The following is a 14,140-nucleotide window of genomic DNA, read 5'->3' on the forward strand; positions in this document are numbered from 1 at the left end:
GGGGCCGCCGGGTCTCCGGCCCCCCACGGACCTCACTTGCTTCGTTCGAGCGGGCGCGCATCTCACGGCTCGGGACCACGCTGGTTCTACGCCCTATCTCCCGAGATGCGCGCCCGTTCCCTCTAGAAAGGCTTTTCCGTCGTGGAACCAGGCGTCATCGTTTTTCTCGTCATCGTTGTCGCGTACTTCATTGCCTCCGAGGGGCTTCGCCACTACTACGAGGCCAAGTACGAGGGCTTCTTTCAGACGGGTCACTACAAGGAGGCCATCGGCACCCTTGACAGGATTCCCGCGCGCGTGACGCTTTCCACCTACCGTCAGTACTACCTCCGCTTTCTGTGCTATCAGGCCATGAACGAGGAGGAGATGGCCACCCGCATGATTGAGCTTCTCGTCCGCATGAGAAACTCGGCCAAGCGCCAGGCCCAGACCCTCGCCGTGGCGTTCAACTACTTCACCCAGATGGGCAACAAGGAGCGCTGCAAGGAGCTTCTCGCCCAGCTCAAGGCAAGCAAGGCGGCAGACAAGGCCGTCGTTCAGGATTGCCAGCTCACCTATGACATCGTCTTCTCCAAGAAGTACGGCTACATCGATCAGATGGAGCAGCTGCTCAACAAGGAGAAGAACCCGGCCCTTCAGGGCAAGCTCTGCTTCCTTCTGTGGAGGCAGTACGCCAACAAGGGCGACAAGACGCATGCGAAGACGTACAAGCGTCGGTTTGAGGAGCTCACTCAGACCACCCAGACGCAGGGTGCGCACTAGATACGATTTGGCACCAATGGTTTGTCGTTAACTGGCACCTGCCAGTGCAAGGGGCTCCGGGCAACCGGAGAGAAGGGAAGGGGACACGAGATGATTGGTTACATTCTTACCGGCCATGGCCACTTTTCCACCGGCCTCAAGAGCGCCGTCGACATGATTGCTGGCCCGCAGGAGAACTTCGAGGCCGTCCCCTTTGAGGAGGAGAAGGCCGGCGAGTACGCGGGCACCATCAAGGCCGCCATCGAGGCCATGCGCGAGAAGTGCGACGGCGTGCTCGTCTTTGTCGACCTCGTGGGCGGCACCCCGTTCAACCAGTCCATGATGGTCTCTGCCAGCGTTGACAACGTGCAGATCGTGGCCGGCACCAACCTGCCCATGCTCATCGACCTGATGATGACCCGCACCCCCGAGTCCCAGCTCTCCGACCTCGTTGCCGAGGCCGTTGAGGTTGGCAAGGAGGGCGTGGCGCACCTCGCGCTCGACAACGCTGCCACCGACGACGAGGATGACGAGTAGACGCTCCTCTCGCCCCACGGGACGCGGCGAGGACTTGAGACGGGAAAGGGGGTCGCATGGCGATACGGTCAAAAAAGCAGCCGCTCTACGACCAGCTTGTTGACATTCTGATCGATAGGATCGAGCAGGAGTATCGCCCGGGCGACCTCCTGCCGTCCGAGCGGGAGCTCTCCGAGCGCTACGGGCTTTCCAGGACCACGGTCCGCCTTGCCCTGCGCGAGCTCGAGGACCTGGGGATGGTGCTGCGCCAGCACGGCCGCGGGACCTTTGTGGCGGACCGCTCGGCGCAGGTGACCAACCTCTCGCAGTCCTACAGCTTCACCGAGCAGCAGCGTGCGCTCGGCCGCGTCCCCACGACGACGATTCTGGAGTTCTCGGAGATCAGCGCCGACGACAAGCTTGCCGAGCACATGAAGGTCCGCGCGGGAGACCGGCTCTTCAAGCTCAAGCGCCTGCGCTCGGCAGACAGCGTCCCCATGATGGTTGAGGTGAGCTACCTGCCCGTTCGCAAGTTCCTCACCCTCAAGCGGCCGCTTCTCGACTCGATGCCGCTCTACGAGATCATCGAGAACGTCTACCACGAGAAGATTCGCATTGCCGAGGAGGAGTTCTACGCCAGCGTGGCAAGGCCCTCTGACGCCCACCTGCTCGACATCTCCGAGAACGCGCCCGTGCTCGACCTTGTGCGAACGACGTACAACACCAGCAACGAGGTGATCGAGTACACGCTCTCCGTGGCTCGGGCAGACCAGTTCAAGTACAAGGTAATTCACAAGCGCGCCTAATTGCGGTACCAAGCTGCGCCCGACGGCGTGTCGGGCGCACGTTCAGGGAAAGGAAGCAAGCATGTTTGAGAAGAGCGTTGAGGAGCTGAAGTCCCTCGGTGCTGACATCACCACCGCCGAGATCAAGCAGCAGCCGGAGCTCTGGGAGGACACCTTCCAGATCTACGCCGACAACAAGGCCGCCATCGAGAAGTTCCTCGCCGAGGCCAACGCGATGGGCGAGGGCCGCACCTCGGTGATCTTCACCGGCGCCGGCACCTCCGACTACGTTGGCGACACCGCCGCCCCCTACCTGCGTCACGTGGGCGACACGGACACCTATGACTTCAAGCCCGTCGCCACCACTGACATCGTCTCCGCGCCGCGCGACTTCCTGCGCCCGGAGGACCCCACGATCCTTGTCTCCTTCGCCCGCTCCGGCAACAGCCCCGAGAGCCTTGCCGCCGTTGAGGTGGCGCGCAGCTACGTCAAGAACATCAAGTTCCTCAACATCACCTGCGCCCCCGAGGGCAAGCTCGCCGTTGAGTCCGCCGACGACCCCGACTCCCTGACGCTGCTCATCCCGCGCGCCAACGACAAGGGCTTTGCCATGACGGGCTCCTACAGCTGCATGACGCTGCTCACCACCTTCATCTTTGACACCGCCTCCGACGAGCAGAAGCTCGCCTGGGTCAAGCAGGCCGCCGAGATGGGCCGCGAGGTCGTCTCCCGCGAGGGCGAGATCGCGGCGTACCTCTCCGGCGACTTCAACCGCGTGACCTACCTCGGCTCCGGCGCCTTTGGCGGCCTTGCTCAGGAGTCCCAGCTCAAGATCCTCGAGCTCGCCCACGGCCTTGTTGCCACCTCCTGGGACACCTCTATGGGCTACCGTCACGGGCCCAAGAGCTTTGTCGACGACAAGACCCTCGTCTTTGTCTTTGTGAACAACGACGCCTACACGCGCCAATATGACCTCGACATCCTCAACGAGATCAACGGCGACAAGATCGCCCAGAAGACCGTGGCCGTCCAGCAGGACGCCGGCACCCTCTTTGAGGGCGAGTCCTTCACCTTTGCCGGTCGCGACGCGCTGCCCGAGGGCTATCTCGCCCTGCCGTACGTGATGGTCGCGCAGGTCATCTCCCTGCTCAATTCCGTGCGCGTGGGCAACACCCCCGACACGCCGAGCCCCACCGGCACCGTCAACCGCGTGGTCAAGGGCGTCACCATCCACCCCTTCACCGCCTAACCCGTCAAAGAAACCTGACAAAGGTGACAGGGTAAACTGTCACCAATGGGCGCCCGCCTGCATGATTGTGCGGGCGGGCGCCGCCGCGTAGAACCCAGATCGTGAGGAGAAGAACCATGAGCACCTTTGCCATCAAGGCCGACCGCTTCGTTCTCCCGGGCGCCACCATGCAGGGCGGCTACCTCACCATTGAGGACGGGAAGTTCGGCATGTGGTCCGCCGATGCCCCCGACTGCGAGATCCGTGACTTCACGGGCTGCATCGTGGGCCCGGGCCTCGTGGACACGCACATCCACGGCTTCTACAACCACGCCACCACCGACCGCGAGGCCGCGGGCATCAACGCCGCGAGCGTCGAGCTCGCCCGTCGCGGAACCACCTGCTGGCTGCCCACCACGTTCACCGAGTCCGTTGAGCAGGTCGCGGACTCCTGCGCCGCCATCGCCGAGGCCGACGAGACGCGCGACGAGAGCTTCGTGGGCGCGCACATCGGGGGCATCTACCTCGAGGGCCCCTTCTTCACCGAGGCCCACGTGGGCGCCCAGAACCCCGTCTACCTCATCGACCCGAGCGTCGAGGTCTTTGACATGTGGCAGGAGAAGGCGGGCGGTCGCATCGTCAAGAGCGCGCTTGCCGCCGAGAAGGACGGTGCGTGCGAGTACTGCGCCGCCCTCGACGAGCGCGACGTCGTGACCTCCATCGGTCACTCCGACGCCCACTACGACGAGGTTCTCGCCGCCGTCAACGCCGGGGCGAGCTGCTTCGTCCACACGTACAACGGCCAGCGCGGCCTGCACCACCGCGACCCGGGCGTCGTGGGCGCGGCCATGACCACCAACGGCACCTACGCGGAGATCATCTGCGACGGGCGCCACGTTGTCCCCGGCGCGGTGAAGGCGCTCATCGACGCCAAGGGCTGGGACCACACGGTTCTCATCACCGACTGCCTGGGCTGCGGCGGCATGCCCGAGGGCGAGTACATGTCCGGCGGCCTGCCCGTCGTGATGAAGGGCGGCCTGTGCTACCTGCTCAACGAGGACGGCACCACGGGCTCCATCGCGGGCTCGGTGCTCACGCTCGCCGAGGGCGTGAAGAACATGGTTGACTGGCAGATCGTAACCGCCGAGCAGGCCATTCGTATGGCGACGGAGGTTGCTGCGCGCTCCGCGCGCATCGAGGAGCGCTTTGGCTTCATCAAACCCGGCCGCTCGGCGGACCTGACCATCTTCCACAACGACATGACGCTTGCCGCCACCTTCGTCGACGGCGCCGAGGTTGCCTAAGGGGGCTTCTCGCATGAAGGGAACAGCTGAGCGCTTCAAGGACGAGATCATCTCTCGCCTGAACACCGTCTTTGACGGCCAGGAAGACGCGCTTCATGAGGCGGCGGTCATCTTTGCCGATACCATCGAGCGCGGCGGCATCATTCGCGCCTTTGGCTCCGGCCACAGCCACGCAAACGCGCTCGAGATCTGCGGGCGCGCGGGCGGCTACATCCAGACCAAGGTGGTGCGCGAGCCCGCTTGGGGCATCTACGAGATGATTGATGGCGTGGGCGACCAGTTCTGGCTCAAGCTTGATCTGCGTCCCGAGGACTGTCTCGTGGTGATCTCCAACTCCGGTCGCAACCCGCTGCCGGTGGAGCTTGCCATGCACGCGCAGGAGGCCGGCGTGAAGGTCATCGCCGTCACGGCGGTGGACGTCTCACGCGCGAGCACCTCGCGCAGCAAGAGCGGCAAGCGTCTCTTTGAAGTTGCCGACGTGGTGCTGGACAACAAGTCCACCTTTGGCGACGCGGCGCTTGAGGTCGAGGGGCTGGCCACGCGCGTGGGCGGCACCTCGCTCTACACGGGCTGCCTGCTGCTCGACTGCGCCGTCATGGAGTCATACGACATCCTGCTCGAGCGCGGCGTTCAGCCGCCGCTCTTCATGAGCGCCAACGTGGACGGCGGGCCCGAGTTTAACCAGCGCCTGCTTGACCAGTTCAAGGAGCGCCTCGCCGAGTACTAAGGCCCGGCGAGAAGAGCGCGCATGCGGCGGCTCCGGAGCGTCCGGGCCGCCGCCCGCCCTTCTCGGCGAGCCGTCCCGATGTCTACTTCACGCCGTACCAGGCGATGCCCTCGGCCCTCCAGCCGCGCTTTACCAGCTCGTCGTTCTCGTGCTTGTCGGTCGTGTAGTTGTGCGTGCCGATTGTGGCATACGGGTTGAACTGCCGATAGAGCGGCACGCCATCCTTGGCATCGGCGGAGCGCCAGCCCACGCCCTCGCCGCGCCACCCGAGCGCCTGAAGGCTCGTGTACTCATCCTGGTTTGTGGTGTAGTGATGGTCACTCGTGTAGGGGTTGTACAGGCGCCAGACCTCGGCACCCGAGGTGGGCGCGATCCAGCCCACACCCTCGTAGATCCAGCCAATTCCCACGAGCGCGTCGCGCTCGGAGGTGTCTGCGGTGTAGAGGTGCTCTCCTGAATACGGGTTGTAGAGGCGGTGCATCTGCCTGAGCCCAACGAGCAGCTCAAGCTCAACGACTGCCGGCTCGTCACCCGCGAGCACCTCCAGCTCAACGGCCGCCCTCCCGACCTGCTTGCCAGCGGCAACGCCTTCCTCGGAGACCGTCGCAACGCTGGGCGAAAGCGAGGTCCACGTTCCCCCAAACGTGAAGCGGTGGTCCAAGTAGTCGAGCTCTCCCGCCAGCTTGGTGCTCTTCCCCACGTCAACGAATCCCGGAGACAGCGTCACGCCGCCATTCAGCGCCTCGCGGGGCAGCTTCATGGTGACCTCGTAGGTGCCCCGCAGGTTGGTGGGGGAGGTGTCGGTTATGCCGTCGCGCCACGTCATCTCGCCGGCAGTGAGGTAGCCCACTCGGGCAAAGCCATAGAAGCGCTCGCCGGGCGAGATGAGCGCGGTGTAGTGGCCCGTCTCCTCCCCGGTGTTGTTGACGTAGTCGTACTTCTCGCTGGCCCAGATGCTGAAGGCCGTTGTGATGTCGCCGAACCCGATTGCCAGGATCTCTCCGTTGGACTGGACCGATGGCCCGTCCGCGGTGAAGCAGCTGTCGCCGTTTGGCCTGGTGTGGCTAAAGGAGAGGTTTCCCTCCACGGCACGCTGGATGGCAGTGCGCTCGAGCTCGTTTGACCACTGCGGACTGAGGTACTCCTCCACGCTCATGCCAATGCCCTGCAGGTAGTCGCGCATGGTCATGCCCTGGTAGATGACGCTCGTGTCGTCAAGGGCGTCTTGGCGCCACTTGCGAACCTGGGCAAGGGCGGTCTCCTTGACGCCCACCTGGTTGAGCTCGACCGTCGTTGTGGCAACAAACCCCTGGTCACCAAGGGTGATGTTGAGGTTTGCGTCCTGCGCCCGCGCGGTAAGCGGCGCCAATGCCGTGAAGACAAGAACGGCGGCGAGAAGAACCGCGACCTGCTTTGCAAAACGGTGTGTTGTCTGGATCATACGTGCTCCTCCCTGACGGCGGCTGGCTGCTTACTCTTAGCTTGAGGGGAGCGGAGGGGGCGGGCAATCGCTTCTCGATAAAAGGTCGAATCGGTGCCGTAGGGGCGGGGTTTGGACCCGAGGTTTTGGGACACGAGTTCAAGGCGACAGAAAGGCGGAAGGCAGCCGTTGGAATAACAAAAACCCGGAGGCCGCAAGACCTCCGGGCTGACTTTGTATGGTCGCGGGGGCAGGATTTGAACCTACGACCTTCGGGGTCAGATGTTCTTATTTCAAATCACCTGATGACACGGTCAATCACTGTGTACAACTGGGAAAATGCCAAATCAGAATATCACTGCGAATCACTGCGAATCACCCTGTGTCACGGCTATAGATACATCCTGATGTACATCCTGAGACCGCAGCATGCGGGCGATCTCCGAGACGTCGGTGAGGTCGGTGTAGCGGGCGCGGTTCACCTCCACGGAGTGTCCGAAGTAGGCGGCGCGGCGCTCGGCGGAGATTCCGAGGTCGGCCCATTCGCTGTTCAGCGTCGCCCTCCACGCGTGCGTGGCAACGTCGTGCAGAAGCGGGATGTCGAGCGTGTCGGCCAACTCGTCGTAGAAGGCCCGCACGGCCTTCTGGCAGTTACCGCGCTCCCAGACCCCGCCCGAGGCGGGTGCGGGGAACACGGGCGCCGAGGCGCCCGCGCGCACGACGTGGTTGAGACGTCCGCGCAGCCTCTCTGCCACGCGCTCGTCGATGACGGGCACCTCGCGCCCACGGTGCGTCTTGGAGACCTCCTCGGTGACGGTGAGCCACATGAGTCCGTCGTGCTCGGAGATGTCCGCCCTGGTGAGGCGCCGTGCCTCGGCGATGCGCAAACCGCAGGTCGCCTGCGTGAGCGTGATGTCGATGAGGCAGGCGCGCTTGGCCGTCTGCTGCTCGGCCGTCCAGCGCTTGCGCGCGGGGCTCGTCGGGTCAAGCGCGAGCAGGTAGTCCACGACACGGGCCCTATCCTCGGGTGAGAGCGCTTGACCGCCCTTTGGCTTGGCGTCGCCGCGGTGCGGCCTCACCCTGTCCTCGGCGACAGTGACGCTGATGGTGAGCGGGCGGAGCGGGTTGTGGTCGATCACCTGCTTGGCCACGGCCACGTCCATCACGTACTTGGAGACGATCTTGGCGGCCTGCTTGGCCGACGGGTTGCCGTGTGCGGTCGCGATGGCCTTGAAGGTCTCGGAGAGCTTGGCCGGCACGACGGCGTCGACGATGCGCGTAGCGCCTATCTGCTCACGGTAGAGCGCAAGGCAGCGCAGGTATCGGGCCTGCGTCTTCGGCCTCAGCGGCTTTTCGTAGTCGTTTGCCTCGACAGCCGGTTCGCAAACCTTCTCAACGAAGCCGTTCATCTGAGAGTAGAGCGTCCAGGCGCCCTCTCCCGGCAGCCGCGCGAGCCTCCTCAGCTCCTCGGCGCGGGCTCGCGCCTGCTGGCGACAATCGTTGGCCGTTCCACCGTGCGTGCGCGTGAAGTGCTTGGTCACGGTGCCGTCGATGTTTATGTACCACTGCATCGTCCACTCGACGCGCTTGGACGTCTTGGTGCGGCCGTTCTTGAGCTTGACCTCGACCTCCGTCTCGGTCCTCTTCGGGTTGGTCGACGCGATGTTGTCCTGCCCCGGCTCGAGCCTCCTGCGTGGCATGGGCCACCTCCTCGTGAAGGATACGTACATCCAAATTATATACGTTGCTTGTGTCTTATGACGAGGCGTGCTATTCTTCTGTTAATCGCATAGGAAGGGGCAGCGGGCCGGCAGCCCGCGAAGACTCGATCAACGAATCCGGAATCGACCGGATGAGTACCTTGGTAAGCCCGGAGTTAGCCGCCGGCGCAGGGGAAACGCTTTAAGCCGCATGTTTGTACGGGGTGTGACGCAGCTCCCCCGGAGCGCGGCATCAGGGAGGGCACCCGAGCCCCGCCGTTTCGGCACAAATCGAGCGCCGGAACCACAGACCCAGAGAGGGTGTGGTTCCGCATGGCTGCGAAAGCCCAAGTCAAGACCGAAGATTCTCAGACCGACGTGCTCAACATGCTCATCGCCGACGGCAAGCTCGCCGTTCGCGAGCACGTCGCCGCCGACCTCATCGGCGTGTCCGCGGGTACCCTGCGCAACTGGCGCTGCGACCCGCGCGGCAACAAGGGCCCGGCGTACGCCAAGATCGGCGCGCGGGTCGTCTACAAGATCGACGACCTCAAGGCGTGGCTCGATTCGCGCACCGTTCCGACGAGGGCGGTGATCTAGATGGCTGACGCGACTTTCGAGAACAACTTGCCTGAAATGGAAGAGACCGCCCCCGCGCCTGCCAGCGCCCTCGGGACGGTCCAAACTTCCAATGAAGTCACCATTGATATTACCACACCGCATGGTGATGCGCAATCTATAACTGAAACGAATAACACTGAAAGTCCTGTTGAGGACGACGACCCATCCGCTCCGCGACCCACGTCCGCCGAGGAGGAGCATCCCAAGGCGACTTGCGAGTATAAGCAGCAGCTGCGCGAGGGCGTCATCAGCCACCTCATCGGCAGGAGGCGTCCGGGCTACGTCCTCAAGGGCGTCGACAAGAAAGATTTCGCCGCGCTCGACGACGGCGAGCGCGCGCTCGTCCGCGCGGGCTGGGAGGGCAACGCCGCTCGCAGCCGCCTCAAGCGCGTGGATGCCGACGACGCGTGGCGCGAGCGCGCCGTCGCTCTCTACCGCAGGCTTCACGGGGCAGACCCGGCGGGCGACGAGGCCTTCGAGAGCTACTTCGAGCGCTTCGGGCGCGAGGAGCACCTGTGGCCGCTCGCCGTCGCCTACGCGTGCAAGGTGCTCCCGCCCGACCCCGACGACCGCCGCATCGAGGCCGCCGGGCTCGACCTCGGGACCTTCGACGAGGACGAATACGACGAGCGCTTGGGCCGCGAGCTCCTCGCGTCCGGGGTCGTCGAGGCAGACGTGTGTGGCACCCATCGTCGCGTCTGCTCCGATTACAAGAGCCGGAGCATCGCGCGGGAGTTCGGCAAGGGCTTCCGCGACTCCATCCCCCGCGTGGCGCGGTTCCGCGAGGACGCGCTCCAGTGGGCCTGCGTGGCCGCGGCCCCGCTCGTCGACGACGGCAATCTTGAGCAGGGCGGTGAGGCCCACAAGCTCTGCCTGCGCGGCTTCTTCATGCTCCAGATGCCCGCCTGCGGCGAGGGCACGCCCGGCCGGGCCCTGGGCTTGGACGAGCTCAAGGCGTGGCTCGAAAGCGAGTGCGGCGACGATCCCGCGCGCGATGAGGCTCTCTCGGCCGTCAAGAAGACGCAGGACGCGGTCAGCGAGCGCCTCGCCGCCCGAGCCGAGGCCGACAAGGCAGCTCGCAGCACGGCCAAGGCGCAGGAGCGCGAGCAGCGCGAGCAGGCGTGGCGCAAGTACGTCGCCGAGTGCGACCCGTGGGGCGAGACCGCAGACGTCAAGCCGTTCATCAGCCGTCCGGACGGCCGGTTCGTCTTCTCCTATGGCGCCATCGACCACATGATCAAGCCGGACGCCGAGAGGGCGATCTGGCAGGCGATGCTCGACAACGCCGTCGCGAACCACGGGATCCCCCGCGCCGCCGACGGCACGCCCGACGTCGCCGCGATCGCCCGCTTCCTGCTCAAGGCGTTCAAGGAGTACGTGCTCGCGTGGGACCAGCGCTACGCGCGCAAGGAGGACAAGAGCGACCCGCTCGCTAAGGAGAAGGACCCCGCGCTTTCCATCCGCTGGTCGCCCGAGCTCACGCCCGACCAGGTCGCCCGGGTCATCGCCCTCGCCTTCGGCACGGACGGCGGCGCTGGCAGCCTCGTGTGCAAGGACGGCGTTCTCACGCAGTTCGGAGACCGCGGCCTCGAGCCGGTCGAGGATGCGACCGGCACCAAGCACGTCGAGGGCCGCGTGCGCGGGTGGGTCGTCGAGGCGTGCCCGTCGGCCGACGAGCGCGCCATGGACGCGGCGGTGGTGAGGCTCAAGCACCTCGTGCCGCAGCTCTCCACGCGCGACGCGCTCGACCGCCACGAGATCGACGTCAACGCCTGGGTGATCAACGAGGGTGCCAACGTCATCACCTCGGTCGGGCCGCACGCCTACCAAATGCGCGCGGCAACGCCGCAGGACTTCGTCCGCTGTCAGGCAGTCCCCGGCGTGCACTACATCGCCACCTCCGAGCCCGACGACGAGGGCTGGATGGACTGCAAGCCCATCCCCTGCCCGCGCAGGAAGCTCCTCAACGTCGCCGGCGAGATCGTGTCGTGGCATCCCGAGGACCAGGCGAAGACGATGTGCCCCGAGCACCCCGACCTCTTCCTGGACGCCCAGCTCCAGCGCACGAGCGCCGCGATCCGTCCGGCGAACATCGAGAAGATGCAGGCGTTCTGCCTGAACGTGGGCGTCGGCGGCGCGGGCAAGACCTTCGACCGCGAGTGGACCACGACGATGCTCGTCGGAGTCGACCACCCCGGGGACCGCAGGCGCCTCGTCGGCAACGTCGGCGTCACCGAGTTCGGTGACGACAACAAGCTGCTCACGCTCGTCGGCACCCGCCTGAACTGGAAGGCCGACATGGGGGCCAACCCGCGCGTCCAGGACAAGGACTACGAGCGCATAAAGGCGCTCACCGGCGGCGAGTCGGTCGTTCTGAACCGCAAGTGGGACAGCTCGATCAACTCCGACGCCGTCGCGACGTTCACGATCGCGAACTCGAACAACGAGGTCCAGTTCCCGAGCTACGACGCGGACCTGACCCGCCGCCAGAAGCGCCTGCCGTACAACCACAAGATCCCCGACGAGAAGAAGATCCCGGATCTCATGGTCCTCGCCAAGACCGACCCGGCGATCTGCACGTGGTACTTCGACCAGGCCATCCACCGCTACCCGACATTCGACCACTTCTACCCCAACGAGATCATGGACCACGCCCTCGAGGAGTCGGTCATGGAGTCCGACACCCTCTCCCAGCAGGTCAAGGGCGCGCTGTCGCTTTTGCACGGCAGCTGGGTCCCGGTCGACTTCGCCTACCAGTTCATCCAACGATGGGTCGCCCAGAACATGTCCAACACGCGCATCGCGTCCATCCAGCGCGTCAAGAAGGAGCTGCCGCGCGTGCTCAAGCCCCTCGGCCTCGTCTACGTCTCCGACCAGTTCCGCTGGCGCGGCCGCTTCTCGCCCGAGGTCAACGCGGCGGCCGTGCACAGCCTGTGCGAGCCGCAGGTCCGCCGCGACCAGAACGGCCGCGAGATCGCTCGCGACTACCGCCCGGCGGCCCTCGCGAACTGGGCCGACGACGTCGGGCTCGCCACGGGCGGCCGCGACCGCCTGCGCGGCTGGATCGTCCGCGCGGACGCCTGGGAGCAGTGGACCGAGGCCAAGACCCTGCCCGACCCGAACTCGGGCGTCGCGCTGGTCGACGAGGAGGCAGGCGGGTCCGCCGACGCCGACGACGCGCGCGAGCGGGCCGTCTACGAGCGCATTTATGTCCCGCTCGTCGCCGGCCTCGCCGCCCTCGGCGCCAAGGACCTCGGGTTCGGCCCCGTGCGCGCGCTCGGCTTCGAGGACTGGCGCGCCGCCGGCTGCCCGAGCGCCGTGGCCCTGCGCGAGCAGCTCACCGAGGCTGAGATCAGGGCCGTGGGCGAGCACCCCGAGCTCGCGCTGAGCGCCCCGTTCGGAGCCTCCGCCGGGGCTGGCGTCAGGGTGGTCTACCTCGTCGAGCGCTCGCCCGAGCTCGCGCTCACCGCCCCCGCGACCGTGCCCTGCCTCGACGTGGCCTATCTGGTCGTCTCGGGCCGCGCCGAGATCGCGGCGGGCAACGCGCCTGCCGTGGCGCCCGACCCCGACGGCGACGACCCCGACGGCGACGACCCCGACGACGACCCGACGCCCGACCCCGGTGGCGCCCCGACCTCGTCGGACGCCCCCGGGGGCGCGAAAACGGGTGACGAAACCGCAGCTCAGGGCACGTGCGACGTCTCAGCGCCCGCTGACGGCGCGCACGAGGCCCCCGCGCCCTCGGGTGAGGCCCCGGCCGCGAACGGGCCGTCAGCGCTCGCTGAGACGCCCGTTTCGGCCGCGCCTACGGCCGTGGAGGGCGGTGACGCGGCCGAGGAGGCCCCGGGCGCGCCCGATCCGGGCTATGCGGCGTTCTGCGCCCACGCCAAGGGCGCCGTGGAGCACTCGGGCGGCTACGTCGTCCTCGACGGAGGCCCCGAGGGGACGACGGTCTGTCGCGAGGTGATCGGCGAGGACAAGTGGGCCGCCTACGGCAGGCCGACGAGGCTCCGGGGCTCGGTCGTGATCGACGGTGAGCGCCTGCCGCTGATCGAGTGACGACGGACCCGCGGGCTCTCCCTGCGTGTCGATATGCCCATGGCCGGGCCTGGGGCGCGCGCTTACGCCCCGGCCCGGACTCGGGGAACGTTGGAAGTGGTTGGAAGCTCGCGGCAAAGACAAGTCGAGCGCGCAAGCCAACCGGGAGCCCACGGCGGAAAACGCCGCCGCGGGCATTGGATGAAAGGAATGAAGAGCCATGACTAAGATTCGCAAGGGCCCGATCCTGTCTCTGAGCTCCTGCATGCTGCGTGACCTCCTCGCCACCGGTCGCGACTTCAGCGACCTCACCTTCATCATCGACGTCGGCGACCCCGCCGACCTGGACGTTGACGAATGGCTGTGGCTGGTGGGCGACGAGCCTCGCGCGCCGCAGTGCATGCTCGTGATGGACGAGAGCGAGGCGGAGTTTTGCGCCCGCGCGGCACGAGGCGACGAGGCCGAGGCCGAGAGGCTGCGGCTCGGCCTGAGCAGGGGCTGCGTGCGCCACGGCCTCTCGAAGGCCTGAGCACAGGCCCCGGCGACCAAGGCAAGCGACGCATGGGGGGGGGTGAGCGAGAGATGGCCGAGATCAGGATCGAGGGCGCGGCGGGCGCGAAGCTCGCGCAGATGCTCGAGGCGGCGACGTCCGAGCGCGTGGGCGAGCTGAGCGGCAGGGTCGCCGAGGCCGACGCGGAGGTCGAGCTCATGCTCGAGCGCAAGGCGGCCGCCGAGGCGAAGGCGAGGCGGGCCCGCGCCCGCTACGCCGCCGCGGTCAAGGCGCGCGACGAGCTCGCGCTCGAGCTGGCGATGACCGCGAAGCTCGCCGGCGTCGACCTCGCGGTCGGCCCCGAGCCGGTCCCGGGCGCCATCGGCGGCCGGGGCGCGGCGGGCGGGCCTGCGGGCGGCGAGGGCGCGGACGAGGCTCCCGCCGAGACCGCGACCGCGCGCCCACAGGGGGCGGGAGCGCCCGGACCCGTCGTCGGGGACGGGGGCCTCCCGCGCCAGTAGGGTGCCGCCCCCCCCCCCCGGGGGGGGCCCCCCCCCCCCCCCCCCCCCC

General features: G+C 66.8%; 12 protein-coding genes. 10 read left to right on the plus strand and 2 right to left on the minus strand.

Annotated features, from left to right (window positions below; translation table 11 throughout):
- Nucleotides 1-141 precede the first annotated feature (141 nt).
- From QUW25_RS09535 to QUW25_RS09560, 6 genes are all read left to right on the plus strand, one after another.
- Nucleotides 142-762, plus strand: a complete 621-nt coding sequence (locus QUW25_RS09535) for a hypothetical protein (RefSeq protein WP_289511981.1) — start codon at nt 142-144, stop codon at nt 760-762.
- 90 nt (nt 763-852) lie between these two features.
- The gene (locus tag QUW25_RS09540) at nt 853-1,278 is read left to right on the plus strand and encodes a PTS sugar transporter subunit IIA (RefSeq protein WP_289511982.1); all 426 of its coding nucleotides are present in this window, start codon (nt 853-855) and stop codon (nt 1,276-1,278) included.
- 56 nt (nt 1,279-1,334) lie between these two features.
- Nucleotides 1,335-2,063, plus strand: coding sequence for a GntR family transcriptional regulator (locus tag QUW25_RS09545; RefSeq protein ID WP_289511983.1), 729 nt, complete (start codon nt 1,335-1,337; stop codon nt 2,061-2,063).
- A 61-nt stretch (nt 2,064-2,124) separates the two neighbouring features.
- Nucleotides 2,125-3,291: an SIS domain-containing protein gene (locus tag QUW25_RS09550; RefSeq protein WP_289511984.1), complete on the plus strand. Its 1,167-nt coding sequence runs from the start codon at nt 2,125-2,127 to the stop codon at nt 3,289-3,291.
- A 116-nt stretch (nt 3,292-3,407) separates the two neighbouring features.
- Nucleotides 3,408-4,574, plus strand: a complete 1,167-nt coding sequence (nagA, locus tag QUW25_RS09555) for an N-acetylglucosamine-6-phosphate deacetylase (protein WP_289511985.1) — start codon at nt 3,408-3,410, stop codon at nt 4,572-4,574.
- A 13-nt stretch (nt 4,575-4,587) separates the two neighbouring features.
- Entirely contained in the window at nt 4,588-5,301 is a 714-nt protein-coding gene (locus QUW25_RS09560) for an SIS domain-containing protein (protein WP_289511986.1), read from the plus strand.
- Between the two features lie 82 nt (nt 5,302-5,383).
- Here QUW25_RS09560 and QUW25_RS09565 read toward each other — a convergent pair whose 3' ends face one another.
- Both QUW25_RS09565 and QUW25_RS09570 read right to left on the minus strand, forming a co-directional pair.
- Nucleotides 5,384-6,742 carry a hypothetical protein gene (locus QUW25_RS09565; RefSeq protein ID WP_289511987.1) on the minus strand — a complete coding sequence of 453 codons (1,359 nt, stop codon included), beginning with the start codon at nt 6,740-6,742 and terminating at the stop codon, nt 5,384-5,386.
- A 344-nt stretch (nt 6,743-7,086) separates the two neighbouring features.
- A complete protein-coding gene (locus QUW25_RS09570) occupies nt 7,087-8,421 on the minus strand; it encodes a tyrosine-type recombinase/integrase (RefSeq protein ID WP_289511988.1) in 1,335 nt (444 codons plus the stop codon).
- 333 nt (nt 8,422-8,754) lie between these two features.
- Between QUW25_RS09570 and QUW25_RS09575 the strand changes: the two genes are divergently transcribed.
- The 4 genes from QUW25_RS09575 (at nt 8,755) to QUW25_RS09590 (ending at nt 14,091) form a co-directional block, all read left to right on the plus strand.
- A complete protein-coding gene (locus QUW25_RS09575) occupies nt 8,755-9,021 on the plus strand; it encodes a helix-turn-helix domain-containing protein (protein ID WP_289511989.1) in 267 nt (88 codons plus the stop codon).
- Nucleotides 9,022-13,101, plus strand: coding sequence for a hypothetical protein (locus QUW25_RS09580; protein WP_289511990.1), 4,080 nt, complete (start codon nt 9,022-9,024; stop codon nt 13,099-13,101).
- A 199-nt stretch (nt 13,102-13,300) separates the two neighbouring features.
- Nucleotides 13,301-13,609 carry a hypothetical protein gene (locus tag QUW25_RS09585; protein WP_289511991.1) on the plus strand — a complete coding sequence of 103 codons (309 nt, stop codon included), beginning with the start codon at nt 13,301-13,303 and terminating at the stop codon, nt 13,607-13,609.
- A 53-nt stretch (nt 13,610-13,662) separates the two neighbouring features.
- Complete coding sequence (locus QUW25_RS09590; protein ID WP_289511992.1) at nt 13,663-14,091, plus strand: hypothetical protein; 429 nt, start codon at nt 13,663-13,665, stop codon at nt 14,089-14,091.
- The last annotated feature ends 49 nt before the right edge of the window (nt 14,092-14,140 follow it).

Source organism: Thermophilibacter provencensis (assembly GCF_030372065.1).
Classification (GTDB): domain Bacteria; phylum Actinomycetota; class Coriobacteriia; order Coriobacteriales; family Atopobiaceae; genus Thermophilibacter; species Thermophilibacter provencensis_A.

Excerpts from the sequence above, each read along its gene's own strand:
- QUW25_RS09580 (WP_289511990.1), top strand. The coding sequence starts at position 9,022 with ATGGCTGACGCGACTTTCGAGAACAACTTGCCTGAAATGGAAGAGACC.
- QUW25_RS09550 (WP_289511984.1), top strand. The coding sequence starts at position 2,125 with ATGTTTGAGAAGAGCGTTGAGGAGCTGAAGTCCCTCGGTGCTGACATC.
- QUW25_RS09545 (WP_289511983.1), top strand. The coding sequence starts at position 1,335 with ATGGCGATACGGTCAAAAAAGCAGCCGCTCTACGACCAGCTTGTTGAC.
- QUW25_RS09590 (WP_289511992.1), top strand. The coding sequence starts at position 13,663 with ATGGCCGAGATCAGGATCGAGGGCGCGGCGGGCGCGAAGCTCGCGCAG.
- QUW25_RS09565 (WP_289511987.1), bottom strand. The coding sequence starts at position 6,742 with ATGATCCAGACAACACACCGTTTTGCAAAGCAGGTCGCGGTTCTTCTC.
- QUW25_RS09570 (WP_289511988.1), bottom strand. The coding sequence starts at position 8,421 with ATGCCACGCAGGAGGCTCGAGCCGGGGCAGGACAACATCGCGTCGACC.
- nagA (WP_289511985.1), top strand. The coding sequence starts at position 3,408 with ATGAGCACCTTTGCCATCAAGGCCGACCGCTTCGTTCTCCCGGGCGCC.
- QUW25_RS09575 (WP_289511989.1), top strand. The coding sequence starts at position 8,755 with ATGGCTGCGAAAGCCCAAGTCAAGACCGAAGATTCTCAGACCGACGTG.
- QUW25_RS09585 (WP_289511991.1), top strand. The coding sequence starts at position 13,301 with ATGACTAAGATTCGCAAGGGCCCGATCCTGTCTCTGAGCTCCTGCATG.
- QUW25_RS09560 (WP_289511986.1), top strand. The coding sequence starts at position 4,588 with ATGAAGGGAACAGCTGAGCGCTTCAAGGACGAGATCATCTCTCGCCTG.
- QUW25_RS09540 (WP_289511982.1), top strand. The coding sequence starts at position 853 with ATGATTGGTTACATTCTTACCGGCCATGGCCACTTTTCCACCGGCCTC.